Source organism: Devosia sp., from assembly GCF_039927955.1.
Lineage (GTDB): Bacteria > Pseudomonadota > Alphaproteobacteria > Rhizobiales > Devosiaceae > Devosia.
This window is the reverse complement of record NZ_JBDSUA010000029.1, coordinates 53,038-79,017: the sequence shown is the minus strand read 5'-3', so window position 1 is coordinate 79,017 and position 25,980 is coordinate 53,038. Positions and strand designations below refer to the sequence as shown.

The following is a 25,980-nucleotide window of genomic DNA, read 5'->3' as shown; positions in this document are numbered from 1 at the left end:
GAAGCCGGCAGGCTGCTTCACGCGCGATGCGTACTGATCTTCAGTGAAGTCGAGGAAGCGGTCGGGGAAATCGCTCAGACCAATGCAGAGCCAACGGGAACCTTGCGCATAACCGCTCCCAATGACTATGGCGCGTCCACCGTTGCGCCTGTCATCGCTGCCTTCGCCAGGAAGTACCCGGCCTGCAATGTCGAATTGCAACTGTCCGATACCAGGGTCGACCTGATCGCCGACCATTTCGACCTCTCGATCCGCGTCGGGTGGCTGGACGATTCCAGCTATCACGCCAGGCGGATCGGCACCTTTCGGCAGCTGTTGGTTGCATCGCCAGACCTTGTGCGAGGCTGGACCGCCAGCGTACCGGAGGACCTGATTGGTATCGCCTTCATTGCCAATGCCTCGCTGAAGGAGCCCTTGGTCTGGCGCTTCACCAAGGATGATTTCGACCCCAGGACCGTCAGACTCCGGCAGAACATCCTGACCAATTCCACGCCCGCGGCGCTGGCGGCAGTTCTGGCCGGCGGGGGCATGTCGGTTTTGCCGGACTTTCTGGCGGCGGGGCCCTTGCAGGCCAATCGGCTCGTCCAACTCCTGCCAGCCTGGAGCCTGCCAGCTGGAGGGGTTTATGCCGTCTATCCGGCGGCGCGGTTCCGGCCACCCAAGGTGACGGCGTTCGTGGCGATGTTGTCACACCAACCAAGCGATCAGGCAAAGTTAGAAAAGTAGATATTCGCATCAGCCCGATTGGCAGGATGTGTGGGCATGCCGAACCCCGTCCTTATGGTCCTCAGCCGCACTCGGAAACCGCGGCGGAACTGGCTCGCGCGATGAGTTGGGGCTGCAGGATGATGTGTTGCGCGCTCACCCGTCCTCTAACACGCTCCAGCAGAAGCGTGGCGGCTGTTTGCCCCAGGAGAGCCCCTGATTGGTCCACACTGGTGAGGTTATTTTGAGCGAGCGCGCAAACCGGGCTATTGTCGTAGCCAACGATCGCAACATCGCTCGGAATTGAAACTCCCATTTCTGAAGCGATGCTCAAGACTTCCACCGCAACGAAGTCTGACCAGCAGAACAAAGCACATGGCCGCGACGGCTCATTGAGTATCCGTTTGGCGCCAGCGACGATCTGCTCTTTCGCGCTGCCCACTCGAGCGATGTTGATGTGTTCGGCCAGACCGGGTTGCCAAACGTCATGGTGTCCCGAACTTCGGTCCAGTTCTGCGGCGGCTGTGGGGCCCGGAACCGCAGGGATCCCACGGGCGGGGCGCCATAGGGGACACCGAGGAACTTGGCGATTCCATCCTCGGTCTTGCCGCGGATCGGGCCATGGGTGGTCGCCGCATCCATGGTGCCGCTGTCGGCCTGTCCCATTGCCGACAGCGGCAATCCCGCGACGCCGAGTAAAGCGGCCCCCTGCACCATCATTGTCCTCCGGGTCATGCGAATGTGCGTCATAGTCGTTCTCCTCGATCTACTGTCAACTGGGCATGCACTCTCGTTGGCCGACGCGTTGGCGCGGCTGGCAAAAGTCGTTCGGGGCGATGTTCACCCCAGTGGCACTAGAGGTGGCGGGCGCGCCCGGAGGGATCGAAGGCGATCGCATCCTGGGGTTCGAAGCCGAAGCTCACCTGTTGTCCGGGCTGCAGTGTCTTGTCGCCATCGAGCACCGCCAGGAAGTTGACACCCGACGACAGATTGACGCTCACGTTGGTTTCACTCCCCAGCCGCTCAACGAGGACAACCTGCCCGACCAGTGACCCTTGATCGCGAAGAACGAGCGCCTGTGGCCGTATCCCGAGCGTGATCTGGTCGCCAGGCTGCAAGCCTGTTGTATCTGCCGGCACTTCCACTCGTTCGACGCCTTTGCCACTCACGGCGACGGTGTTGGGACCGATGGCGTCCACGGTGGCGGATAGCAGGTTCATCTTTGGTGATCCGATAAATCCGGCGACGAACAGATTGGCCGGCCGCTGATAGAGCTCAATCGGCGCGCCAATCTGCTGAACCTTGCCGGCATCGAGTACGACGATCTTGTCGGCCAAGGTCATGGCTTCGACCTGGTCATGGGTGACATAGATCATGGTCGCGCCGAGGTCCTGATGCAGCTTGCTGAGCTCCATGCGCATGTCGACACGCAGGGCAGCATCGAGATTGGACAGTGGCTCGTCGAACAGGAACACCTCGGGCTGCCGCACAATGGCGCGCCCGATGGCAACGCGCTGGCGCTGTCCGCCGGAAAGTTGCGCAGGCTTGCGCTCGAGCAGGTGCTCCATCTGCAGGATGCGCGCCGCCTCGCGCACTTTGGCGTCACGCACGTCCTTGGGTGTCTTGGCCAGCTTGAGGCTGAAGCCCATGTTCTCGTAGACCGTCATATGTGGGTAGAGCGCGTAGCTCTGGAACACCATGGCGATGCCGCGGTCACGCGGCTCCACTGCATTGACGACACGTGAGCCGATCGACAGTTCGCCCCCGCTGATCTCTTCGAGACCGGCGATCATGCGCAGGAGGGTAGACTTGCCGCATCCCGAGGGCCCGACGAACACGACGAACTCGCCGTGGTCGATCGAAATGTCCACGCCCTTGATGACTTCCACGCCGCCATAGCTTTTGTGTAGTTGCTTGAGTTCCAGTCCGGCCATGACGGCCTCCCTTGAAGTATTGCCTAACCCTTGACCGCACCGGCCGTCACGCCGGCCACGATCTGCCGGTTGAAGAACAGGAAGACGAGAAGTGGCGGGATGGTGATGAGCAGGATGTTGGTGAAGAGCAGATTGTAGGAGGTGTTGAACTGGCTCTGGAAGTTATAGAGCGTCAGTTGCACCGTCGCGTTGCCGTTGCCCGGCAGGTAGTAGAGCGGGTTGGTGAAGTCGTTGAAGATGGCCACCGACTGCACCACGATATTGGTCACGGTCACCGGCCAGAGCAGCGGCAGGATAACCCGGAAGAACACATCCAGCGGGCGAGCGCCGTCGATAATGGCGGCTTCGTCAAGCTCTCGCGGAATTGTGGAAATAAACGCCCGATACAGCAGGACGGAGAATGACAGGCCGTAGGCGACCTCTATGAGCACCAGTCCATGGAGCTTGCCGAACAGGCCCAGGCCCTGCAGCAGCCAGATCGTGGGGACTACCGCCGGCGGGATCATCAGCCCGGCCAGGATCAGGAACTCAATCAGCCCGTTGAACCGCGTCTTGCGGCGGGCCAGCACGAAGCCGACCATGGCGGCAAAGATCACCAGCAGGGTGACGCTGGCCACCGTCAGGATGGCGGAATTGACAAAGGCGGTGACCAGCATCCAGTTGCGCGTGGCAATCACCTGCACCACGTTGTCCCAGAGGTGAAAGCCAGCAGGCCAGGAAAAGTCCCGCAGCGACGACTGCTGACGATCCTTGAACGCCATGAGCACGATGAACGCAAAGGGTATCAGGAACACCACGGCAGTAGCGGCAATGGCGGCTGAACTGATGAGAATGGATGGCCGGGATTTCATTCGTGACCCTGCTTGCGGTTGAGGAGCATGGTCAGCGGGACCACCAGGACGCCGATGAGCACGAACAGCACCACATTGCCGGCGGTCGACAGGCCGTAAAAGCCGGCCTGGTACTGCTTGTAGATGACCGAGGCCACCGTATCGGAGGCAAAGCCGGGGCCACCTCGGGTCATCGCCCAGATCAGATCGAAGGTGCGCAGGCCGCCAATGAAGCTCAGCGTGATCACCGTGGCCGTCGCCGGCCGGCTCAGCGGCAGCGTGATGTAGAGGAAGTTCTGGAATTTGGTGGCGCCATCGATCCGCGCCGCTTCGTAATAGTCTTGCGGGATGGCCACTATGCCGGCGATGTAGATAACGGTGGCGAGGCCCACGCCCTTCCAGACGTCCACCAAGGCGACCGAGAACAGGGCGAGGTTGGGGTTGGTCAGCCAGCCCGGCCCCTTGATGCCGATCAGGGCCAGCCCCTCATTGATCATGCCGTTGGTGGGATGCATCAGCACCGTAAAGGTAATGCCGACGCCTACCGTCGATACCAGGACGGGGAAGAACACCACCGAGCGGAGGTAGCCACGCGCCAGGATGTGGCTGGTGAGCAGCAGCGCCAGCAGCATGCCAAGCACGACCTTGAGCCCGGAAGTGATCACCGCATAGAGCACGGTGTTGACCAGGCCCTTGATGAGGAACGGCTCACGAAAGAACTGAGCGAAATTTTCGAACCCGATGAACGTCGAGTCGAACAGCGTCCAGCGCGTCAGGCTGAAATACAGCGACGCAAAGGTCGGCATCAGGAACAACACGCCATAGATCACCGCCGCAGGCAGGAAGAACCAGCCTGGATAGGGCGAGGGACGGGCGCCCAGCCTGGCAGGCACGGCCATCGGGGCGAGGCGCGTATCGGACGCGGCCGTCATCAGCCTTCTCCTTGAGAAAGAGGGTGGCAGCCCGGAGCGAGACCAGACGCTCCGGACTGCCAACGCAGCAAGCGTTACCAGCCGGGGAGACCAAGCTGTTGTGCCTGCTTGCGGACATCCTCGTCATAAAGCGTCGCAGCATCTGCCGGAGTCCGGATGCCAGAGCCAACTTCGACGGTGATGTTTTCCAGACTTGGCCCCTTGACTGGCGACAGGAATTCCAGCGCCGGAGCGGTACGGCCATCGGCAGTAAAATAAGTCTGCAGATCCTTGACGGCCGCAGGCACATTAGAGGGCAGTTCACAGCCCTGGATAAGGAACGGTCCGGTGATGGCATTGAGTTTGACCCATGGGTCGCAGCCGCCTTCCTTACTCGCCACGAAGGCCACAAGCTTCTTGGCCGCGTCCAAGTTGGGGGTTTTGGCCGAGATGTAGAGTGCGGTCGGCATCCAAACCGTGGTGCCGTTGATGGTGGCATCGTCGCCCGGCAGGGCGAAGAAGCCGACGTCGTTGAGCTGGTCGGGATAGTCCTGCGCGATAGTGCCGACCGCGAAGGTCAGCATCGGATAGTGGACCCCCTCGCCTGCAGCGAGCATGCGCAGGCCGTCATTGAGCGTAGCGGCACCGAAATCTTCGTTGAGATCTCCCGCCTTAAATACGTCGGCCTGTTTCTGGAAGCCGGCCATGGCGGCCGGAGTGGCGGCATACTTGGCTTCGCCGCGCGTGTACATGTCCGCAAACTGCGGGTTTTTGGCCTGCACATTGAAGAAGTCGGCAAGGATGAAGAGCTGGCTGGTCCAGGTGTCGCCGAACGTCTGGATCACCGGGGCCTTTCCAGCCTCCTTGATCTTGGTGTTGTTGGCCATGAACTCGTCCCAGGTCAGCGGAACCGAGAGGCCAAGATCTTTATAGACCTTTTTATTGTAGAGAATGCCGCCACCCATGGCCTGGCCATAGGGTACACCGCGCAGTGTGCCGTCGGGCGCGGTCACTGTCTGCTTGAAGCTGTCCAGGATGGTCGACATATAGGGTTCATTGGTCAGGTCGACCGTCGACTGCACCGGGTTGATCGCCTGGAACAGCGAGCCTGCATTATAAACGAAGACATCGTTCATCGTGCCTGTTGCCAGTCGACTCTTGACCATGTTGTCGCGCTCGGTGCCCCCCGGCCCGACTTCGATTTCCACATTGATATCGGGATTGGCAGCTTCGAATGCTGCAACCATAGCTTCGGTATAGGCGACCGCAGCCTGATCGTTTGGTGCAAACAAGCTCAGCGTCGTCTGCTGTGCGAAGGCAGCGCCCGACAGGGCGGTGAAGCCCATCAGGCCAGCAGCGAACCCGGCAATGGCGTGCCGGCGGTTAGTCTTCTGCATAGTTTATCCTCCCTGTGATCGAGCCACTTGGCTTCGATCGGATGTTGTGATCCCGCCAGAGCGGGCTCCGGTGACTAGTCCTCCCGCCGGCTGATCCGGAACGTCACCGTGTGACGGCCGCGCGCGAGCTGGCATCGCGCTGTCTCGCCGGACGGGCGGCCCAGGGCCGCTCCATCGACGATGATTTCCTGGTATTCCGGCCGCAGCACGAGCGTGCCGGTGGAGCCTTCGGGGACGAGCACGTCGTAGGTGACGCTGTCGCCATCTACGCGCCAGCCAGCCTCGATACGCCCGACCTTGGCATCATGATGCGCGGCAACTGGCGACAGCGACGGCACGATCAGTGGCTCGAAGACGACATGCTCGAAGCCGGGCTTCTCCGGATCTGGGCGGAAACCGGCAACGGCCTCGAACAGCCATTGGCAGACCGCGCCATAGGCGTAGTGATTGTAGGAATTCATGGTCGGCTCGAAGATCGAGCCGTCCGCCTTGATGCCGTCCCAGCGCTCCCAGATGGTGGTGGCTCCACGCTTGACCTGTGCGAGCCAGCCGGGAACTTCCTCCTGGAGGAACAGGCTGGCTGCCATGTCCGGTTCGCCGATCTGGACCAGAGCTGGCAACAATGCCGGCGTACCGATGAAGCCGGTGCCGATGCGCCCGCGTGCGCGCTCGATGGTTGCCTTGAAGAATCCTTTGGCTGCCTCGACATGCTCTGCCGGGATCAGGTCGTGCAGGAAGGCCAGGGCGTAGGAACTCTGGTCGTCGTAGAGCAGCCGGCCGGCGGGCGTGATGAACTCCCTGGCGAAGGCCCGTTTCACAGCATCGGCGCGCTCGTTAAAGTGCCGTGCCTCGTCCTGCCGACCGATGATCGAGGCAATGCGCGCGATCTGCTCTGATGAGATGTAGAGGTAGATCGTTGCCGCAGCATCGTCCCCCATAGTGGGGACGGCCTTGAGGTGATCGTTCTGCGGCTGCAGCCAGTCGCCGAACGAGAAGCCCTTGACGCCCCAGCCTGAGGGTGGTCGCACCACCGGGCCTTCGCTGATGGCCCAGACATAGTCATTCCACCGCGTCATGGCGGTGAATGCTTCATCCAGAATTGCCCGATCACCATAGTGGAGGAACAAGGTCCATGGGATGATGCTGATGGCATCGCCCCAACCGGTTGAGCCGGCAAAGCTGCTGCCGTCGGCCGGCGGTTTGAGGCGGAGTGGATTGGGCGACACATGCGCAATAGCGCCGTCCGGCTCCTGATCCACCATCATCTCGCGGACAAACTTGGCCAGGAAGCCATGGCTATCGGCCAGGTAGCACGCCGTGGACGCAAAGACCTGTGCATCGCCGGTCCAGCCCAGACGCTCGTCGCGCTGCGGGCAATCGGTCGGGATATCTATGAAATTGCCGCGCTGCGACCAGATGGTGTTCTGGACCAGCTTGTTGACCAGCGGGTTGGCCGACGTAAAACTGGCTGTCGGGGTCGGGACCGAGGTAATCGGCACCGCGACAATGCTCTCTATGCTGGCATCGCCTGTGATCGTGGCACGCGCATATCGGAAGCCCTGAAACGTAAAGGTGGGCCGGTATTCTTCCGTGGTGGCGCCAGCAAACACATACTGAACCAGCGCTTCGGCGCTCCGGAAGTTCACGTTGTAGAATGCGCCGTGCTTGTCGAGGATTTCGGCGTGCTCGAACAGGACGCCGGCACCAGTCGCGCCACGCCCCCTGAAGGCAACATAGCCGCCGATATTCTGCCCGAAGTCATAGACGGTGCGGCCCTGGGCATCCTTCCAGGTCTTGACCGGGGCCAAGCCAGGCATTTCCCTGACGGGAGCGCATTCCGGTGCGACCAGCACATCGGGATTGAAGTCGAGCACCTCCACGCCCTGGTCTGCAACCAGCTTGACCTGCGCGTCGAAAATCTCACCAAAATAGATGCCAGACTTGCGGACCTGGCTCTCGCCGCTTGTCCAGGATGCATCTGTGACCAACAGTGGCGCCCCAAGCCGTGCAATGCGGATTTCAGCGAAGGTGCCGATTTTCTCGCCCCAGACATTGGCTAGGCCCGATCCCGTCCACATCAGGGGGGAGCGGAACCAGCCGTCTGCGAGTGAAATCTCGATCGTGTTGGACCCGACCCTGAGCAGGCCGGCAATGTCGTATTCCTGCACTGACAGCCGGGCGTCGTAATTGGTCCAGCCGGGCGTGAGGACGTCATGGCCGACGCGCCGGCCATTGATGCTGGCGCGATACAGGCCCCACGCCGTGATCGCCAGGGTTTCGGTCCCCAGCACACGGGCCAGCTCGAAGGTCCTCGTAACGAATGACCCGGCCTTGCCGACACCCTTGTCGGCAAGTGGATGGATCATCCTTGCCTGCCAACCCTGGGGGCGAGCGGTAGCGCTCGCTGCCGCGCGCGGCAACGTCATGTCGTTCAAGGGAATTCCTCCCTAGCGCTTGGCTGCGCTAGTGTGTGCAATGCTGTACGTGCAGCGTTGTACGAAATTGACGTTATTGCAAGTGGAAAATAATCAGGCACATTGGCTGCTCGATTTTCCACTCGAAGGATGGGGCATTGGACAAGGCGCCAAAGCGCAAGCGCGTGACGATCCATGACGTGGCCAAGGATGCGGAAGTGTCTTTCGCCGCCGTGTCAAAAGTGTTGCGCAACGCCTATGGCGTAAGTGATGGCCTGCGCGAACGCGTGAAGGCGTCCATCGCCAAACTCGGCTATTCCCCCAGCTTTTCCGCGCGCGGCATGAGCGGAGGGAAAACCTTCGTGATCGGCGTCATCTTCCCCGATATGCGGAACCCGTTCTTCGCCGACGTCCTGACGGGAATAAGCGCTGCGCTGGAGCGGACGACCTACCAGATGGTGCAGGGCATTGTGCAGCACTCGAGCGAAGCCGCATTGGCCCAGTCGATGGTAGGCATGCAACTGGACGGACTGATCGTGGTCGGCAGCGTCAGTTCTGCTGAGACACTATCGGCGCTCGGGGCCAAGATCCCCCTCGTCCTGATCGGTCATCACCTTCCCAATGTCACAGGCCTCGACACCGTCAATAACGACGACCAGGAGAGCGGCAGGATCGCTGTTCGGCACCTTGTTGAACAGGGGTATCGCAAGATTGCAATGCTCAGTCTTGAGACCGTCAATGGTTCGGTGATCGAGCACAGAGAGGCCGGCTACCAGGAAGCCATGAACGAGGCCGGTCTGGGCCGCTATATCGAGGTTGTTCGTGCGCCACAAAACCTTCGGGACATCCAGGTGGCAACCCAGGGTCTATTGGCGACACCGGGAAAGCGGGAGGCCATATTCTGCTGGACGGACTACGTGGCCCTTGAGGTGCTCAGTGTCGCCGGCATATCCGGGCTTTCTGTCCCGGGCGAGCTTGCGGTGGTTGGCCACGACAACACCATGTACTGCGCCTTCGACCAGAACTCGTTGACCAGCATCGACCAGTCTGGAGAGCAACTGGGTCTCCAGGCCACCAGGCTCCTGGTGGAACGCATCGAAGGCCGGCAGAAGGCAGAAAACTTCCTGGTTCATCCCCGTCTTGTCGCGAGGCGCAGCACGGCTGTCAAACTAGGCTCAGGACCTATTAAATTGATCGTGTGATCTGGCTGGGATTGATTCAATGGCGTCGGAGGTGTCGCCATGGAGGATTTGTTATTGCTGTCGGAGGCGCAAATGCGCCGGATCGAACCGTATTTCCGTTATCGCACGGCATTGCGCGGGTTGATGATCGGCGTGTCCTGAGCGGCATCCTGTTGGTGATCCGCGACGGCTTGCGGTAGCCAGACGCGCCTGCAGCTTATGGGCCACCCAAGGCGATCTATACCCGTTTCATCCGCTGGAGCCGGCTGGCGACAGCGACACTTCGGACCGGCCGATGATCGATGCGACGCAGCACAAGGCACATCGCACCGCCGCCAGCCTGCTCAAAAAGGGCTCTACCCCGATGTATCGGACGCAGCCGGGGGGGCTGACGACCAAACTCCATGCCGTTTGCGATGGCAGCGGCCGTCCCATCCGCTTGGTGCTGACTGACGGACAGACCAGCGACTACGAGGCCGCTGCCCCTGCATCGCTATCGGCGGCGGCACCATCAGCAGTTTCGGGCCGGCGACACCGGAAACCGGAACCTCGCTGCGCTGAGACTGTTACCCAGTACAACAAGGAAAAATCATCATGCATTTGCCACACGGAACAACGGTCGCGGTCGCGGACGGCGAAAAGCTCATCCTGCTGCGTAACCAGGGCGACGAGGCCAAGCTCGAACTGGCCGTGCAGCCAGATCTGGACGTCACGCCGGTCAATGCCGGTGCTGGCGGGCATCGCAACAGTTCAGGCGAGCGCGACGGCGGTCAGCAGGCCGAAGACAACTTCTCGGCTGGCGTCGTCGGGGCGCTCAATCAGCAGGTGTTGCAGGGCCAGATCAAAAATCTGGTGGTGATCGCCTCGCCGCGCAATCTGGGTGAACTGCGCAAGCACTACCACAAGGCGCTGAGCGCCATCCTGCTCGGTGAGATGGACAAAGACCTGACTGGACATTCCGTCGCCGATATCGAGAAAGCAGTGCTGGCGCACTAAGCCGGCTTCACACCGCCATCGATATGCATCGATCCATTGTCCTGGCGTCGTTGATGCCAGGACAATGCCTCTTCGAGCAGGTGCGGGGTATGCCCGCCTCTAGCCACCGCCCGGTCGAAATAGTCGGCAAGTTGGGCGCGGTAACTAGGGTGAACGCAATTGGCGATGATCAGGGCCGCGCGTTCGCGTGGCGCCAGCGCCCGCAAGTCTGCCAGGCCAATTTCGGTGACCACGATATCGACGTCGTGCTCGGTGTGATCGACATGGGACACCATCGGCACCACCGACGAAATGGCACCGTCCTTGACCAGTGACTTGGCCACGAAGATCGACAGATAGGCATTGCGCGCGAAGTCCCCCGAGCCGCCAATGCCATTGACCATCTGGGTGCCGTTGATGTGGGTGGAATTGACGTTGCCATAGATGTCGAACTCGAGGGCGGTGTTGATCGCGACGATACCCAGCCGCCGGATCACTTCGGGGTGGTTGCTAATCTCCTGCGGGCGCAGCACCAGGCGATTTTTGTATTTGGCGATATTGGGAAAAATCCGTGCCGCATACGACTCGCTGAGGGTAATCGACGAACCTGAGGCGAACACCAGCTTGCCCGAATCCAGCAGATCGAAGGTGCTGTCCTGCAGCACCTCGCTATACATCTGCAGATGCTGAAACGGTCCGTCGCCAAGTCCGGCAAGGACTGCATTGGCGATATTGCCGATCCCCGCCTGTAGCGGATTAAGGCTGAGGTCGAGCCGACCCAGCGCGGTCTCAAGCTTAAAGAAATCGATGAGATGCTTGGCAATGGCGGTGGTCTGCAGATCAGGCGCCTCAAGGGCTGCGGCGCTGTCACTCTGGTTTGTCACCACGATGGCGACAACCTTGGATAGATCGACCAACACATAGGGCAGCCCGATCCGGCTATCGCAGGCGATCACCGGGATAGGTTCACGTGTCGGCCGCCTGGTGGGGATGTAGATATCGTGCAGCCCCTCCAGTGCGCGCGGCTGGCTCAGATTGATCTCGATGATCAGTTTTTTGGCAAGGATCGCAAAGCTGGCGGAATTGCCGACCGAGGTGGTCGGCACAATGCCACCTTCCTCGGTGATTGCCGTCGCCTCGATGACGGCGATGTCCATTGGGCCTAACTGCCCGGAACGCAGGTGTTCGACCGTTTCCGACAGATGCTGGTCGATGAACATGACCTCGCCGCGATTGATCGCCGCGCGCAGGGTTGGATCGGACTGGAACGGGATGCGCCGGGCCAGGATGTGGGCCTCTGTGAGCACTCGATCCACGTCCTTGCCGAGCGAGGCGCCGGTCACCAGCGTGATCTTGAACGGATCGGTTTGAGCACGGCGCGCCATGGCCAGCGGCACGGCCTTGGCGTCCCCGGCCCGGGTAAAGCCGCTCATACCCACCACCATGCCGTTTTCAATCAAGCTCGCGGCCTTATCGGCCGTCATGATCCGTTCCAGCAACGGGAACAGTCGAATGCGGTCGGCTGGCATGGCTTTACCTTCGGTTGGTTGTCGCGATGGCGTTCATCTCACGCTGTTCCTGCATGCGACCGGAGCGGAGACGAAGCACCCGATGGAACTGCGGCGGCACTTCGGCGTGGGTAATCACGATCATCGTGCGGCCGTCGGCCAGGGCGGGGAGATCGGCCAGAAACCGCGCTTCGCTATCCCCGTCGAGTCCGCTGGTCGGCTCGTCGAGCACGACGATCTCCGCGCCCGACAACAGGGTTCGCGCCAGGCAGAGCCGCCGCGCTTGCCCGGCCGACACCGTGCGCCCCGCCTCTCCGACGATGGTATCGAGACCATCAGGAAGCGCCGTAACGAAGTCTTCCAGTCGCACATTGCGAAGCGCTTGCAGCAAGGACGGATCATCGGCGTCGGCACGCCCAATCAGCAGGTTGGCGCGGATGCTATCGAGGAAGACCGGAGCGTCCTGCTGCATCAGCGCTACATGCTGGTGCAGTTGAATGGACGCGACTTGGCGCGGGTCGCTGCCGTTTATGCTGATCGTGCCAGATTGTGGATCGGCGAGGCGTAGCAGCAATTGCGCAATCGTCGATTTGCCCGCGCCGCTCGGCCCCGTGATGGCGACGCATTCTCCCGTCGAGACGGTAAAGCTGAGGCCATCAAGGACGGGTCGCGAGGGGTCGTAGCCGTAACGCACGTCGGTGAAAGCAACAGTTCCGCCAGCCGGAAGTGGCTTGGGGTTCAATGGCTCCGCCACGGGTGGCAGGGTTTCAGCGAGAGCTTGCAATCGTCCGGCTGCGGCAGCGGCTCCCGCCAATCGGGTCGCGCTACGCACCAGCGTTGCCGAGGCCTCAAAGCTGGCAATGACTGCCAGCAGCACGCCGACCAGCACCGGACCATTAATCTGATCCTCCGATAAGGCCGCGAGGCCAGCCAGCAGAACGGCGATCAGTGAAGCGCTCGCGCAGATTTGCACCAGCGCCGTTGCGATGATGCCCAACAGTCCAAGTTTACGCCTTGCTTTGCCAAGCGCATGGACACGTTCTGCCATCGCTGCCTCGGCTTCGTCCTTCGCCCCGAACAGCACCAGGTCCTGGTGACCATCGAGGCCATCGAGCACGCTTTGGCGCAACGCGCTCGTCGCAGTGCTGACCTCATCGCTACTGTTGCGCGACAGCATAATCAATCCGGCTGGAACCACGAGCACAGCCACAACAAACGCCAGTGCATAGGGCAACGCCGCGCTGGGCAGCAAGAAGGCGAGCAGCGTTGTCATCGTAACACCAGCAAGCGTTGCCGTGCTGATCGGCCCCAGCGCCACAAGAAACATAGTGTCAAGTGCCTCTACATCCGCCAGAAGGCGACTAATCAGGTCGGCGCGGCCGAGGCGACGATCGAGCGGCACCAGCGGGAACAGCCGGCCAAACAGCCAGTGCCGCAAATCCGACAGCAGCTTGAGCGTGGCGTCATGACCTGACAGTTTTTCGCCATAGCGCGACAGGATGCGAATGAACGACAGGCCACGGACGCCGGCCGAGGGCACGAACAGGTTGAATGCAGCGCCGGCTGTAGTAAGCGCGGCTGCGGTCAGAAACCAGCCGGACAGACCAAGTAGCGCAATGCCGGCCGCCAACGTGACAAGCGACAACAGCAGGGTGAGCAGCATCGGCTGGCGCAAACGGGCAAACAGCGGCGCAAAATACAGAATGGCGTTCATGCTGCACCGCGCTGGTTCATCATCAGGGCGGGGCGGGGTGCCGGCAGGATGTGTCCACCGACGATGCGGAGCACCTTATCCATCCGAGCCGCCGCCGCGGGAGCATGCGTCGCCACCAGCAGGGTACGGCCAAAAGCAAATTTCAGCAGCTCATCGAGGACCTTGGCTTCTGTGACGCTGTCCAGGTGGGCAGTGGGCTCATCGAGCAGGATCAGCGCAGGGTCGCGCAAATAGATCCGCGCCAGCGCGATCCGCTGGATTTCTCCCCCAGACAGACCAAGCCCGTTGTCGCCGATTACTGTGGCCAACCCGCTTGGCAGGGTGTCGGAAAAGCTGGTGACGCAGGCCCGCCGCGCTGCCAGAAGCACGGCAGCGTGGCAGGCGTCGCGGCGGCCGAGCCGGATATTGTCGGCAATGCTTCCCGCAAAGATGCGCGGGCGCTGGCCCAGCATAGCGATGCGTTGGCGCAGCTCGCCGTCAGCGATTTCTCGCAGCGGCGTCTGATCAATCAGGATATGGCCGCCAAACTCGCGCAAGCCAGCGATCGCTTCGAGGGTCGTCGACTTGCCGATGCCGCTGGCACCCAGAATTGCAACATGCGAACCGGGTTCAATGGCAAAATTAGCGTCGTACATCACGGCGCGACCGCCCGGCGTGGTGATTGAGACCCCAACCAAGTCAAGCTTGGCCGCCTGGGTCAGCGCCATTGGTCCGACCGGAACCACCGGGATCGACTCCCCAATTTCCGGCCAATCGCCAAGCTGGGCGGCGATTTCGGCAGCTGCGGCTTTAGCGTTGGCACGATCATGGTAGTGCGCCGCCAGCAGGCGCAACGGCTGATAAACCTCGGGCGCCATCAGCAGACAAAACAGGCCCGCCCGCAGCGTCAGTTCGCTACCGCGCAATGACACCAGATCGAGCAGGGTCAACCCGATATAGAGCGCTACGCCGGCCACGCCCAAAGCCGCAAAGAACTCCAGCACCGCCGAGCTTAGAAAGGCGATGCGCATAACCTTCATGGTGCGCAGCCGCAACTCTTCCGAGGCGTTGCGCACGGCGTTGGTCTCGGCATCGGCCCTGCCAAACAATTTGAGCGTGGTGAGGCCGCGCAAGCGGTCGGCAAACCGGCCGCTCAGCCGGCTGAGCGCACTGGCCTGCGCCTTGCCCGCAGCCTCAGCACCAAGGCCGGTCAGCGCCATGAACAGCGGGATCAGCGGCGCGGTGATCAGAAAGATCAAGGCCACCATCCAGTCGATCGGCAGGGCGATCGCGGCGAAAGCCAGAGGCAGCACCGACGCCTGAACCATGGCGGGCAGATAACGCACGAAATACCCGTCCAGCGCTTCGCTCTGTTCGATCATGGTGCTGGAGAGCGCGCCCGAACTGCGCGCCGCCGTCCAGGTCGGGGCCTGATTGAGGAGGTGCCGCCCCAATGTTTGGCGCAGGTGCAGTTTGATGGTTTCGGCAGCTCGTACCGCCAGCAGTTCTGCGGTCGCCCCGATCACAATGCGGGTGAGCAGCACAAGGCCAAGCAATGCAACGGCGCTCCACAGCGTTGCCCATGCCTGGTGCTCGACCACGGCGCGATGCAGCAGGTCGGCCAGCAGATAGGCCTGAGCCACCAACAATCCACCGCCCACCAATGGCAGCGCTATCGCCCATCTGAGCGCGGCTCCCCCATGGCGGGACAGAGAGCGCAACCAGTTGGAGATTGCCTTGTCGGGTTTGGCGGTATCGGTCACTGCGCGTCCTTTGCGTCCTGTGCGCCAGCAACCACGTCCCAATGCGACCGACCTTGACGCAGATCAAAGTCGAGCTGCGGTGGGGCTGCTAGTCAAGCTGCAATCCAGCGTGTTCGCAGCCACTCGAGGCCCCCCATGATCGATCCTGTCGTCGTCGACCTATCCCGCATCCAGTTCGCGGCGACCGCGATGTACCACTTCCTGTTCATTCCATTGACGCTGGGCGTGGCCCTGCTGTTGGCGATCATGGAGAGCGTCTACGTGATGACCGGCCGACCGATCTGGCGCAAGGCAACGCTGTTCTGGGGCATTCTGTTCGGCATCAACTTTGCCATGGGCGTCGCCACCGGCATCGTCATGGAATTCCAGTTCGGGATGAACTGGAGCTATTACAGCCAATATGTCGGGGACGTCTTCGGCGCGCCGCTGGCTATCGAAGGGCTGATGGCGTTCTTCCTCGAAGCCACGTTCATTGGCCTGTTCTTTTTCGGCTGGGACCGCTTGCGGCCGGTGGCGCATCTGGCGGTGACCTGGCTGATGGCGCTAGGGGCCAATTTCTCGGCGTTGTGGATCCTGATCGCCAACGGCTGGATGCAGAACCCGGTGGGGGCCAAATTCAATCCCGATACCATGCGCATGGAAGTCACCAACTTTATTGAGGTGATCTTCAATCCGGTGGCGCAGGCCAAGTTCGTTCATACGGTGAGCGCCGGTTATGTGGTTGGCTCGGTGTTCGTGCTGGGCATCAGCGCGCTGTTTCTGCTGCAGGGACGGCATGCCGAACTAGCCAAGCGCTCGATCGTTGTGGCCGCCAGCTTTGGTCTCGCCTCGGCACTGTCGGTGGTCGTGCTCGGCGATGAGTCGGGCTATGTCGCCACCGAACATCAGAAAATGAAAATCGCCGCCATGGAGGCGATGTACGAAACAGAACCGGCGCCAGCCGCTTTGACGCTGTTCGCCATTCCCGGCGCCGATGGCCGGCCCACCTTCCAGGTGCAATTGCCGTGGGTGCTGGGCATCATCACCACGCGCTCGTTCGACCGCGATTTGCCCGGCATCACCGAACTGACCGAACATGCGGCGCTGCGGATTGCCAACGGCATCAAGGCCTACATCGCGTTGAACGCCATTCGGGCCGACACCCATGACACCGCAGCGCGCGCCGCGTTCGACGCAACCCAGGCCGATCTGGGTTATGCACTGCTGCTCAAGAAATATCGCCCTGACGTCGAAAACGCCACCGGCGAGCAGATCGCCACGGCGGCGCTCGATACCGTGCCCGATGTGTGGCCGCTGTTCTGGAGCTTCCGCCTGATGGTGGGGGTGGGGCTGTTCTACATCGCGTTCTTTGCACTGTGGTTCGTCAAATCCTCGCTGCATCAGATTGATCGTCACCGCTGGCTGTTGCGGCTGGCGCTGTGGACCATGCCATTGCCGTGGATTGCGGCGGAAGCAGGCTGGATCATTGCCGAGTATGGCCGGCAACCTTGGGTCGTCGAAGGCGTGCTGCCGACATACTACGCCGCGTCCAGCCTGAATTTCTGGGATCTGGTCATCTCGCTGGGCTTCTTCATGACCGTTTACAGCGTGCTGATCGTGATCATGGTCTGGCTGATGACGCGGGTGATCAAGGCCGGTCCGCCCGACAAACTGGGGCTTGGATTGCCTGCTGACGCGCCTGGCCTGACAACGGAGATCGCGGCCTGAAATGACAACCATTCCCTTGGACTACGAAACGCTGCGCCTGATCTGGTGGGCTTTGCTCGGTATCCTGCTCATCGGCTTTGCCATCATGGGTGGCATGGATCTGGGCGTTGGTACGCTGCTCCCCTTCGTTGCCAAAACCGATGAAGAACGGCGCGTGCTGATCAATCTGGTCGGCCCGACCTGGGAGGGCAACCAAGTCTGGCTGGTGCTGGGCGGCGGCGCCATTTTTGCGGCGTGGCCAGCGCTCTATGCGGTCAGTTTTTCGGGCTTCTACATCGCCATGATCGCCATTTTGCTGGCGCTGATCTTGCGGCCGGTCGGGTTCAAGTTCCGCGGCAAGGTGCATGACGCCCGTTGGCAGTCCGTGTGGGATTGGGGCCTGTTCGTTGGCGGCTTCGTGCCCGCCTTGGTGTTTGGCGTGGCTGTCGGCAACGTCTTTCTGGGCGCGCCGTTCCGCCTGGATGACACCATGCGCGCCAGCTATGAGGGTAATTTCTTCGGTCTGCTGACCCCGTTCGCCCTGTTGGCCGGGCTGGTCAGCGTCGCTATGCTGGTCACTCAGGGTGCCAGCTATATCGCGGCCCGCACCGACGGCGTCATCGCCGCAAGAGCCCGCTCCTATGGCCGGATCGCTGCCATTTCCACCATCGTGCTCTTTGCGCTCGGTGGCGTAATCTGCCTGTTCCTGCTCAATGGTTACAGCGTCACCAGCATCCAGGACCATGCCGGCCCCTCCAATCCACTGACCAAAACAGTGATTGCCGCACAGGGCGCCTGGCGCACCAACTATGGGGTCTATCCATGGATGACCATCGCACCAATCCTGGGGGTTCTCGGCTCGGTTCTGGCCTATTTCGCCCTCACCACGCGCTGGAAGCTGGCGGCGTTCCTTGGCTCCAGTCTGGCGATTTTCGGCATTATTGCCACCGCCGGGCTGACCCTGTTCCCCTTCCTTCTGCCATCGTCGGTCGATCCGGCGGTGAGCCTCACCGCCTGGGACGCCTCATCGAGCCAGCTGACCCTGTTCATCATGCTGATCGCCACGGTGATCTTCCTGCCAATCGTCCTGATCTACACCAGCTGGGTCTATCGCGTGATGCGCGGCCCGGTGAGCACGGCCTCGCTTGGCCGCAATCCCAATGCCTATTAGGAGCCCTGTAATGTGGTATTTTGCCTGGATACTGGGCCTTGGCCTGGCCTGCAGCTTCGGCGTCCTCAACGCCATGTGGTACGAGATGCGCAACGACCGGTTGGCGCAGGGAGCGCCCGGCGCCGGCGCTGTCGTGTCTTCTCCCGGGCCTGTACAGCCATGATCGAATGGACCCGACTTGGCACCCGGACTGGCTTCAAATTTCAGGTGCGTCGTGCCCGTCCGGCCGATGAACCGGCTTTGGCGAGGTTTTTCCAGCACGTCACCTCCGAAGATCTGCGCTTCCGGTTTTTGACCAGCCTGAAGCAGGTCGGCCACGATCGCCTGGTCGCAATGACGCAGGTGGATGATCCTCAGGCCGAAGGCTTTCTCGCCTTCGAGCAGGACGACGGGCCCATTATTGCCGCTGGAATGCTGGCCTGCGACGCCAAACTCGTCGTTGGCGAAGTCGCCATCTCGATCGATGCCCGGTACAAGAACAGAGGCGTCGGGTGGGAATTACTCGGCCACATCACGCACCGCGCCAGGGAAAAGGGCATCCGCACGTTGCAGTCGCTCGAGAACCGATCCAATAGCTCGGCGATCGAACTGGAAAAACAATTTGGCTTCACAGCCGAGAGCTACCCGGGCGACGCCGCTTTGGTCTTGGTCCAAAAGATCCTCTAGGAAACACCAGACCCGAGACTGCGCGTTTTGCAGCTCATCGAGGTATCCCAAACGGACGCGAAATGTCCCGCTGCACAGTACGCTGTCCGGCAAGGGAATTGCTGAGGAGTCGCCCTGCTGGAGCGCCCGTACCGTGCTGGTAGCGCTTGTGGCTGTTTCCATCTGCATAGCCGTTAGACAATCTGTGCTGATGATAAGGTCCGCTTTGGCTGGTGGACTACCAGAAACCGGGCGGACCGCTACCGGCCTCAAGACGGACTTCGTTTCGAACTGGCAAAGGTATCGGCCGAGGTTTCGAAACCATTTCTTCTTTTCGGCTGAGGAAGCCTTCCCCATGCCAGTGGCACGCTCTTCGCGCTGTCTTATCGGGGCCTTGTCCGGCTGAAACGCTAACGTCGCGCGGCGCGGATTGCGCTATAGGCGAGGATGGCAATGCACCCCAGCAACAGCGTGCCGCACACCAGCAGGTCGGGCATTGCCAGCAGTTTGGCTGCCAGCGCAACTCCGGCGATCAGGATGGCCGCAAACAGCGCCAGACTGCCGTCGTCGATAAACATGCCAATGGTTTCATCGACAATTGTGCGCAGCACCTTCATGACTTCGCTCCCGCCAGTGGTTTGGCTTGAAGGCGCCTGATCGCGCCCAGGATCACCCCGGCCGCGCCGGCGACTATGGCAAAGATTGCCAGCAGGGCCAAATCAGCGCCAGGCCAATCTGCGCCGACGCCTTCGGCCGTCCAGAAAATCCCGAAGCTGGTCAGCATGATGCCAACGACAAACTTGAGCGTGTTCTCGGGGACCGCTGACAAAGGCCGATGCACGATCAGACCGATGAGCATCACCAGGATCAGGGCCGCCAACGCACCCAGGCCGGCATAGAGGGTCAATCCGCGCGTGGCCCCCACGGCGATGACGATGAAAATCACCTCTGCCCCTTCGAGCAAGACGGCCTTGAAGGCCGCCAACCCGGCAAGGTAGTCGGCGCGGCGTTCGTCCTTTTGCCGGGCCAGTTGCGCCGTTTCCGAGGCGAAGGCTTTTTCCTCATCGTGCAGGGCGATGATCCCGGCTGAACGCAGGATCGCCTTGCGCAACCAGCGCATGCCAAACAGGATCAGCAAGCTGCCGACGAGGAACTGGACCAGGTGGATCGGAACAAGGGTAAGCAACGGGCCAAAGACCAGCACCAGCACCAGCAGCAGGCCCAACGCGAGCCCGCTGCCGATAAATGCCGGGCGCCATCCGCGCGTCAATCCCACGGCCAGAATGATGGTGAAAGCCTCCACGACTTCGACTACCGAGGCCAGAAAGGCTGCAGTTACCGTTGACAGGATGGTCGATAGGTCAGCCATTTGGAAGTCCCTGGTTGGGCACGCTCTTTGCGGCGGCGTGAATGCCTATGGCGTAGGCGCCCATGCCGGTGAGCAAGGCCCAGGCGCTGCCCAATGACCAGCCCGCCAGCACGTCAGTAGGATAATGCACGCCAAGGTAAATGCGGCTGATGCCGACGATGACGGTCAGGAACACTGCAACCGCGACATAGAACACCTTCAGCCGGCGATCAGGAGCCCGCAGCGCCAACAGCGTGCCCAGCGTGAGGTAAACCACCGCCGAAAGCGTAGCATGGCCGCTGGGGAAACTGGCAGTGAAGACTTTGGCGACGCCTGTCAGGTCCGGACGGGGGCGATCGAACACGGTTTTGAGCACGGTACTGACGACCGTGCCGAGGAGCACGGAGCCCGCCAGAAACCATGCCGTGCGTGCCCTGTTGGTTAAAAGCAGCAAGATCACCACGACGATAACCACAATGCCGAGGACCGAAAAACTGCCAAGCCCGGTGACGTCGCGCGCCGCTTCGGGCAGCCATGCCGGGCCGATGGGATCGGTCGGATTGCCAGGCCTACGGAGCGCCATCAGCACGGCCATGTCCACGGTCATGGTATCGCCTTCAATCACCTCGTCGGCAATCAGGCCAAAGCCACCCAGCAATAGAACGGCCAACCCGCCGGCAAGGTATATCGGAGACAGCGGCTTCATGGTTTGGGCTCTGCGTTGAGTGGATCGAACGTAATGGTGACCTGTAGGCCCGGGTTCCGATCACTAAGCGCAATGCGTGCACCATGCAGGTCGGCAATGGCCTTGACCTTGCTCAGCCGGGCGGCGTGGCTGAGCGCGTCGCGGCCATCCGTCAGGGCTTCAGCCAGATGCCCGGCCTCTGACCGGCCCTTGATCACATAGTCCGAGGTTTTTGCATCATCTTCTACGATCAGAATGCGCATCGGCAACGTCCAGCTGGGCGGCCGAACTGCGGTTTTCGAAGCCAGATGTGCATGCTGATATCGGCCACCCATGGAACGCGCTTCTCGATAACCGACGCACTTAAGCACACGCAGACCACCGACGACCAGCGACCCGTTGTTGAGCGTCAATATACAGATTTATAAGATTTGCGGTCGGGCCGTGGAAGGATTGACTACCGCGGCCCATACCATGTGGCGAGAGCCTCGAGCAGGCCTTCATCCGTCCCCTGCCCGACCCAGGCGACATAGCCGTCAGGACGGATCTGCACAGCGGAGGGCGCGGCCACCGGGCCGATCACCGGCAGGTCCCAGACCCCCTCGTAGCCGGCGTCGAGTGTGCGCACGCTGTCGGCCCATGGTCCGGCGCTGATGCCATCAGGGCACCCGAAGTTGAGCAGGAGCGGTCGGGCGTCGTGGAGCTTTTCATAGACGCGCACCGGGCCATCCTCCGTGGTGACCTCCAGGTCGGGCATGCGGCGGCCGAGCAGCGGATGGCCCCCGCCGAGGTCATAGCGGATATCGAGACCGGACATCCGCCCGGCAGTGACCAATCGCGGCTCCGCCATGCCGACAAGCTCGCTGACGAGAGCATTCAAAGCCTTGGTACGATCGTCCGAGCGGTTCAGCGCAACCGTCGCCATGGTGTAGCCCAGCAAGCTGGCCGCAACGGGATGGCGCTCAGCGTGATAAGTGTCGAGCAGCGAGACCGGGGCTGTGCCCTTGACCACCTGCGCCAGCTTCCATCCCAGATTGACCGCATCCTGGATGCCAAGGCCCATGCCGAAGCCGCCCGCCGGGTAATGGATGTGGGCCGCATCGCCCGCCAGCAGCACCCGGCCTTGGCGGTAGGCAAGGGCCTGCCGCGTCATGTCGGTGAAGCGCGTGATAAAGCGCGGGCTATGGACGCCAAAGTCCGAGCCATAGTGAGCAACCAGCCGTTCGCGCAGGTCCTCGAGTGTCGGCTCAGCCACGCCGACCTCGGGTTCAGTGACCATTATTCCGATCTTGCCGCCTTCGGTCCTGCTGAGCGCGTGGGTGCCAATCGCGTCGCGGCGCAGTCCCCATTCGGGCTCTGCGATCAACTCGGCCTCGGCAAGAAGGTGGCTGATTGTCGGATCGGTTCCGGGAAACGCGATGCGCGACGCCTTGCGGACCAGACTGCGGCCGCCATCGCATCCCACCAGATACCGGGCGCGCAAGGAGCGCCCGTCCTTGAGCGTAACGTCGATGCCGGATGCCTCCTCAGTGATGCCGGTGATTTCGGCGCCGCGCAGGATCGGCACGCCGAGTTCCCGGGTCCAATCGAGGATAATTCGTTCGCTATGCTTCTGGATCAGCGAGAGACCATAGGGATGGCGGCTGGGAAAAGCGCTGATATCGAGGCGCACGCCAGCAAAGCCAAGCACCTGCATCACCTTGCCTGCGGCGAGAAAGCGGTCGGCAATGCCGCGCTGATCGAACACTTCGATGGTGCGCGCATGCAGACCGAGCGCCCCAGGCTGGTTGCGCTCCTCGGCGACCCGCTGTTCGAGGATGACGACGTCGACGCCGGCTAAAGTCAGCTCGGCGCCGAGCATCAGCCCGGTCGGGCCACCACCGGCAATGATCACGGCATGGTCGCTCATTTGCACACCTCCAAGTTCGGCAATGGAGGTTTCTTACGCGATGAGCGGGGACTTGAAGCAAGCCCCTTGTGCGCTACATATCAGTGTGGGGAGAGACGGATCAGCCAGGCCGGTTGCAGGCGAAGGCCATCTCTTAAACCTTCAACGACGCATCGAGCCAGAGCGCGAAGCCGCCCTTGAAGGCGTTGGCATTGTCGCCGCGCCGGGCGCCGGGCGGCAGCGTTTTCAGCGCTTCGACATTGCCGCCACCGATGACCACGTAGTCGGGCTCCAGTGCCGCGTTCAACTGCTCGACGGCGCGAAAGACATGCTTTTCCCACTTGTCATGGCCGCGCTGTGCAAGGCTGGCGGCGCCCAGATAATCCTCGAAAGTGCGCCCCTTGCGGTAAGGCAGGTGCGCCAGCTCCATGGGCTGGGCAACATTGTCCACGATCATGGCAGCGCCCAGGCCGGTGCCCAGCCCCAGAAACAGCATCCGTCCGCCGGCATAGCTGCCGATGCCCTGCATCAGCGCATCGTTGACGATGCGGACCGGCTTGCCGAAGCGCTGGGCAAAATCGAACGCCGTCCAACCCGGAGCCAGATTATGCGGCTCGGCGAGAATGCGGTTGTGAATGACCGGCCCGGGATAGCCCATGGCGATCACATCATAGCTTAGCCCCGATGCCAGCTTTTCGACCGCATCGGCCATCGCCTTTGCATTCATGGCTGGCCCGGACACCGCCTTGCGCTCGTCGCCACCGGCACTGCTCATGATCTTGACGTGCGAGCCGCCGATATCGATGGCGAGGACGGTTTGAGGTTCACCCATTGCAGGTTTCCTTCATGGTTGCGGATCGACCCAGCCGCCGGGCGGGGCGAAATCTTTCATGGCCTCGGCTGGGCCCCAGGAGCCAGGCGCGTAAGGAGCCGGCTGGTCAGTCAGATCGAGCACCGGGTCGACCACCCGCCAGGCCAGTTCGGCGGCGTCCTGCCGCGTGAACAATTGGCGTTTGCCGTTGAGCGCGTCCCCGATCAGCCGTTCATAGGGCATCATGTCATCGGTGGTGTCATCGACCGCGTCCAGTTCGACCGGCTCGCCCACCATGTCCCCGCCCGGCGCCTTGCGGCGCGCGCCGATGCCGATGGTCACCTGCGGACCCACCCGGAAGCGCACGTAATTGGCGCCGGCGGTAGCCACATCGTCAAACAGCGCCACTGGCGGCCGGCGGAACCGCACCACCACTTCGGTGGCGCGCACCGGCAGGTTTTTTCCGGCGCGGATATAGAAGGGCACATCCTTCCAGCGCCAGGTATCCACGAACAGGCGCACCGCCGCGAAGGTCTCGACCGGCGATTGCGCAGCAACGCCCGGCTCGTCGCGATAACCGTCGAACTGGCCGCGCACCAGATTATCCCGCGAGAGCGGGCGAATGGCTTTGAGGATCTGCACCTTTTCATCGCTCAGATCATCGGAACTGCTGGTCACCGGCGGCTCCATGGCCAGCAGCAGCAGCACATTGACCAGATGGTTCTGGATCACGTCGCGGATGCATCCCACCTCGTCGTAGAACTTGCCGCGCCCGGCAATGCCGAAATCCTCGGCCATGGTGATCTGCACGCTTTCGACATGGGTGCGGTTCCACACCGGTTCGAGAAAGGCATTGGCGAAGCGGAAATACAGCAGGTTCTGCACCGCCTCCTTGCCCAGGAAATGGTCGATGCGAAACACCGCATCTTCCTCGAACACCGCGCGCAGCACGCCGTTGAGCGCCCTGGCGGTTTCGAGATTGCGCCCGAATGGCTTTTCCACCATCAGCCGCGCATGGTCGGCAATGCCGGCGGCCTTGAGCCCATCAATCACGGTGCCGAACAGGCTGGGCGGGATGGCGAGGTAATACAGCGGGTGCGTGGCCCCGCCCAGCGCGTCGCGCAGCTTGGCAAAGGTTGTGGCGTTCTTGTAGTCACCGCTGACATAGCGCAGCAGGCCCTTGAATTTGGCAAAGACGGTTTCGTCCACTTGGCCAAACTGCGTGACGATGCCGTCGCGGGCGCGATCGGCCAATTGGTCGATACTCCAATCATCAAACGCCACGCCGATGATGGGCTCGCTGAGATGACCCCGTCGCACCATCTGATACAGCGATGGCAGGATCATCTTGTGCGCCAGATCGCCGGTAGCGCCGAACACCACCAGCGCGTCGGACCGCTTGTTGTCCATGCTCATTTCCCTTCGGGCTTTTCGGCGTGGCCGCCAAAGGAATAGCGCATGGCCGAAAGCAGCTTGTTGGCAAATTCGTCGTTGTCGCGCGAGGCGAACCGGCCAAACAAAGCCGAGGATAGCACTGGTGCCGGCACCCCGGTTTCCACGGCGGCCCGCAAGGTCCAGCGGCCTTCGCCCGAATCCGAAACACGGCCGCCAAATTTTGACAGTTCGGGGTCCTGCTTCAATGCGGTTGCCGTCAGATCGAGCAGCCACGAACCGATGACGCTGCCGTGGCGCCACACCTCGGTGACCGCCGCCAGATCGATATCGAAGCGATAATATTGCGGATCGTGCAGCGGTGCGGTCTCGGCGTCGGCCTCGCGGGTGTCATTGCCGGCATTGGCGGCGCGCAGGATATTGAGCCCTTCGGCATAGGCGGCCATCATGCCGTATTCGATGCCGTTATGGACCATTTTGACGAAGTGCCCGGCCCCGGTCGGGCCGCAATGCAGATAGCCCTGCCCGGCGGTTTCGGCTGTGCCCGGCGTGCCGCCATGACCATCGGCGCCCGGTGCCAAGGCGGCAAAGATCGGATCGAGCCGCTCGACGGCGTGCAGCGATCCGCCAATCATCTGGCTATAACCGCGATCGAGCCCCCATACCCCACCGCTGGTCCCCACATCGACAAAGGCGATGTCGCGTGGCGCCAGTTCGGCCGCCAGATCGACAGCGTCGCGATAATAGGAATTGCCGCCATCGATCAGGATGTCGCCCGCCGCCATCTGGCTCGCCAGATCCCGCGCAATCCTGCCGGTAATCGCGGCTGGCAACATCAGCCAGACCGCCCGTGGCTGGGCCAGCTGGCCCAGAAATTCGGGATAGCTGGCAGCCCCGACCGCGCCTTCGGCAACCAGCGCGGCGACGCTTTGCGGGTTGACGTCATAGACGACGCATTGGTGCCCTGCCTTGAGCAGGCGCCGCACCATATTGGCGCCCATGCGCCCCAGACCAACCATGCCCAGTTGCATGTGCAACTCCTG

At 62.0% G+C, this 25,980-nt stretch carries 24 protein-coding genes and 1 pseudogene; 7 read left to right on the top strand and 18 right to left on the bottom strand.

The features are described 5' to 3' along the window. The coding region (locus ABIT12_RS08940; protein ID WP_348042597.1) for a substrate binding domain-containing protein at positions 1 to 726 on the top strand (726 nt) is incomplete at its 5' end. Between the two features lie 61 nt (positions 727 to 787). On the opposite strand, the gene ABIT12_RS18330 is transcribed toward ABIT12_RS08940, so the two are convergent. The 7 genes from ABIT12_RS18330 to ABIT12_RS08910 all read right to left on the bottom strand — a co-directional run bounded on the left by ABIT12_RS18330 (position 788) and on the right by ABIT12_RS08910 (position 8,203). Next, positions 788 to 1,147, bottom strand: coding sequence for a substrate-binding domain-containing protein (locus ABIT12_RS18330; protein WP_407065607.1), 360 nt, complete (start codon positions 1,145 to 1,147; stop codon positions 788 to 790). After that, the gene (locus ABIT12_RS08935) at positions 1,036 to 1,455 is read right to left on the bottom strand and encodes a carboxylesterase family protein (RefSeq protein WP_348042596.1); all 420 of its coding nucleotides are present in this window, start codon (positions 1,453 to 1,455) and stop codon (positions 1,036 to 1,038) included. The genes ABIT12_RS18330 and ABIT12_RS08935 overlap by 112 nt, the downstream gene beginning before the upstream one ends. A gap of 104 nt (positions 1,456 to 1,559) precedes the next feature. Then, complete coding sequence (locus ABIT12_RS08930) at positions 1,560 to 2,639, bottom strand: sn-glycerol-3-phosphate ABC transporter ATP-binding protein UgpC (RefSeq protein WP_348042595.1); 1,080 nt, start codon at positions 2,637 to 2,639, stop codon at positions 1,560 to 1,562. A gap of 23 nt (positions 2,640 to 2,662) precedes the next feature. Further along, complete coding sequence (locus ABIT12_RS08925; RefSeq protein ID WP_348042594.1) at positions 2,663 to 3,490, bottom strand: carbohydrate ABC transporter permease; 828 nt, start codon at positions 3,488 to 3,490, stop codon at positions 2,663 to 2,665. Next, positions 3,487 to 4,401 (bottom strand): carbohydrate ABC transporter permease, encoded by a 915-nt coding sequence (locus tag ABIT12_RS08920; RefSeq protein WP_407065606.1) that lies wholly within the window; start codon positions 4,399 to 4,401, stop codon positions 3,487 to 3,489. The genes ABIT12_RS08925 and ABIT12_RS08920 overlap by 4 nt, the downstream gene beginning before the upstream one ends. A gap of 74 nt (positions 4,402 to 4,475) precedes the next feature. Beyond that, on the bottom strand, positions 4,476 to 5,777 hold the full coding sequence (locus ABIT12_RS08915) for an ABC transporter substrate-binding protein (protein WP_348042593.1): 1,302 nt from the start codon (positions 5,775 to 5,777) through the stop codon (positions 4,476 to 4,478). A gap of 74 nt (positions 5,778 to 5,851) precedes the next feature. Continuing rightward, entirely contained in the window at positions 5,852 to 8,203 is a 2,352-nt protein-coding gene (locus ABIT12_RS08910) for a family 78 glycoside hydrolase catalytic domain (protein WP_348042599.1), read from the bottom strand. A 146-nt stretch (positions 8,204 to 8,349) separates the two neighbouring features. On the opposite strand from ABIT12_RS08910, the gene ABIT12_RS08905 reads away from it, so the two are divergent. Both ABIT12_RS08905 and ABIT12_RS08900 read left to right on the top strand, forming a co-directional pair. Further along, on the top strand, positions 8,350 to 9,393 hold the full coding sequence (locus ABIT12_RS08905) for a LacI family DNA-binding transcriptional regulator (protein WP_348042592.1): 1,044 nt from the start codon (positions 8,350 to 8,352) through the stop codon (positions 9,391 to 9,393). A gap of 573 nt (positions 9,394 to 9,966) precedes the next feature. Continuing rightward, the gene (locus ABIT12_RS08900; protein ID WP_348042591.1) at positions 9,967 to 10,368 is read left to right on the top strand and encodes a host attachment protein; all 402 of its coding nucleotides are present in this window, start codon (positions 9,967 to 9,969) and stop codon (positions 10,366 to 10,368) included. Here the strand turns inward: ABIT12_RS08900 and ABIT12_RS08895 are convergent. From ABIT12_RS08895 to cydD, 3 genes are read right to left on the bottom strand one after another with little or no spacing between them, the layout of a single operon-like run. Next, positions 10,365 to 11,876, bottom strand: a complete 1,512-nt coding sequence (locus ABIT12_RS08895) for an acetyl-CoA hydrolase/transferase family protein (RefSeq protein ID WP_348042590.1) — start codon at positions 11,874 to 11,876, stop codon at positions 10,365 to 10,367. The genes ABIT12_RS08900 and ABIT12_RS08895 overlap by 4 nt on opposite strands. Before the next feature lie 4 nt (positions 11,877 to 11,880). After that, the gene (cydC, locus tag ABIT12_RS08890; protein WP_348042589.1) at positions 11,881 to 13,569 is read right to left on the bottom strand and encodes a thiol reductant ABC exporter subunit CydC; all 1,689 of its coding nucleotides are present in this window, start codon (positions 13,567 to 13,569) and stop codon (positions 11,881 to 11,883) included. Beyond that, a complete protein-coding gene (cydD, locus tag ABIT12_RS08885) occupies positions 13,566 to 15,311 on the bottom strand; it encodes a thiol reductant ABC exporter subunit CydD (RefSeq protein WP_348042588.1) in 1,746 nt (581 codons plus the stop codon). Before cydD ends, cydC begins: the two co-directional genes overlap by 4 nt. Before the next feature lie 135 nt (positions 15,312 to 15,446). Between cydD and ABIT12_RS08880 the strand changes: the two genes are divergently transcribed. From ABIT12_RS08880 to ABIT12_RS08865, 4 genes are read left to right on the top strand one after another with little or no spacing between them, the layout of a single operon-like run. Continuing rightward, complete coding sequence (locus ABIT12_RS08880; protein WP_348042587.1) at positions 15,447 to 17,018, top strand: cytochrome ubiquinol oxidase subunit I; 1,572 nt, start codon at positions 15,447 to 15,449, stop codon at positions 17,016 to 17,018. Position 17,019: 1 nt separating this feature from the next. Continuing rightward, a complete protein-coding gene (gene cydB / locus ABIT12_RS08875) occupies positions 17,020 to 18,168 on the top strand; it encodes a cytochrome d ubiquinol oxidase subunit II (protein ID WP_348042586.1) in 1,149 nt (382 codons plus the stop codon). Between the two features lie 10 nt (positions 18,169 to 18,178). Further along, the gene (gene cydX / locus ABIT12_RS08870) at positions 18,179 to 18,331 is read left to right on the top strand and encodes a cytochrome bd-I oxidase subunit CydX (protein ID WP_348042585.1); all 153 of its coding nucleotides are present in this window, start codon (positions 18,179 to 18,181) and stop codon (positions 18,329 to 18,331) included. Further along, a complete protein-coding gene (locus tag ABIT12_RS08865) occupies positions 18,328 to 18,834 on the top strand; it encodes a GNAT family N-acetyltransferase (RefSeq protein ID WP_348042584.1) in 507 nt (168 codons plus the stop codon). The genes cydX and ABIT12_RS08865 overlap by 4 nt, the downstream gene beginning before the upstream one ends. 389 nt (positions 18,835 to 19,223) lie before the next feature. Here the strand turns inward: ABIT12_RS08865 and ABIT12_RS08860 are convergent, their stop codons facing one another. From ABIT12_RS08860 to gnd, 8 genes and pseudogenes are all read right to left on the bottom strand, one after another. Next, positions 19,224 to 19,430 carry a hypothetical protein gene (locus ABIT12_RS08860; RefSeq protein ID WP_348042583.1) on the bottom strand — a complete coding sequence of 69 codons (207 nt, stop codon included), beginning with the start codon at positions 19,428 to 19,430 and terminating at the stop codon, positions 19,224 to 19,226. Beyond that, positions 19,427 to 20,182, bottom strand: a complete 756-nt coding sequence (locus tag ABIT12_RS08855) for a COG4280 domain-containing protein (protein WP_348042582.1) — start codon at positions 20,180 to 20,182, stop codon at positions 19,427 to 19,429. The genes ABIT12_RS08860 and ABIT12_RS08855 overlap by 4 nt, the downstream gene beginning before the upstream one ends. Beyond that, the gene (locus ABIT12_RS08850) at positions 20,175 to 20,867 is read right to left on the bottom strand and encodes a phosphatase PAP2 family protein (protein ID WP_348042581.1); all 693 of its coding nucleotides are present in this window, start codon (positions 20,865 to 20,867) and stop codon (positions 20,175 to 20,177) included. Before ABIT12_RS08850 ends, ABIT12_RS08855 begins: the two co-directional genes overlap by 8 nt. Positions 20,868 to 20,983: 116 nt before the next feature. Beyond that, positions 20,984 to 21,109, bottom strand: a pseudogene (locus ABIT12_RS08845) (DNA-binding response regulator); the annotation flags it as partial. 194 nt (positions 21,110 to 21,303) lie between these two features. Then, positions 21,304 to 22,755, bottom strand: a complete 1,452-nt coding sequence (locus ABIT12_RS08840; RefSeq protein ID WP_348042580.1) for an FAD-dependent monooxygenase — start codon at positions 22,753 to 22,755, stop codon at positions 21,304 to 21,306. Positions 22,756 to 22,888: 133 nt separating this feature from the next. Next, the gene (locus ABIT12_RS08835) at positions 22,889 to 23,566 is read right to left on the bottom strand and encodes an ROK family protein (RefSeq protein WP_348042579.1); all 678 of its coding nucleotides are present in this window, start codon (positions 23,564 to 23,566) and stop codon (positions 22,889 to 22,891) included. Between the two features lie 12 nt (positions 23,567 to 23,578). Next, positions 23,579 to 24,955, bottom strand: coding sequence for a glucose-6-phosphate dehydrogenase (gene zwf / locus ABIT12_RS08830; protein ID WP_348042578.1), 1,377 nt, complete (start codon positions 24,953 to 24,955; stop codon positions 23,579 to 23,581). A gap of 2 nt (positions 24,956 to 24,957) precedes the next feature. Beyond that, on the bottom strand, positions 24,958 to 25,968 hold the full coding sequence (gnd, locus tag ABIT12_RS08825; protein ID WP_348042577.1) for a phosphogluconate dehydrogenase (NAD(+)-dependent, decarboxylating): 1,011 nt from the start codon (positions 25,966 to 25,968) through the stop codon (positions 24,958 to 24,960). Positions 25,969 to 25,980 lie beyond the last annotated feature (12 nt).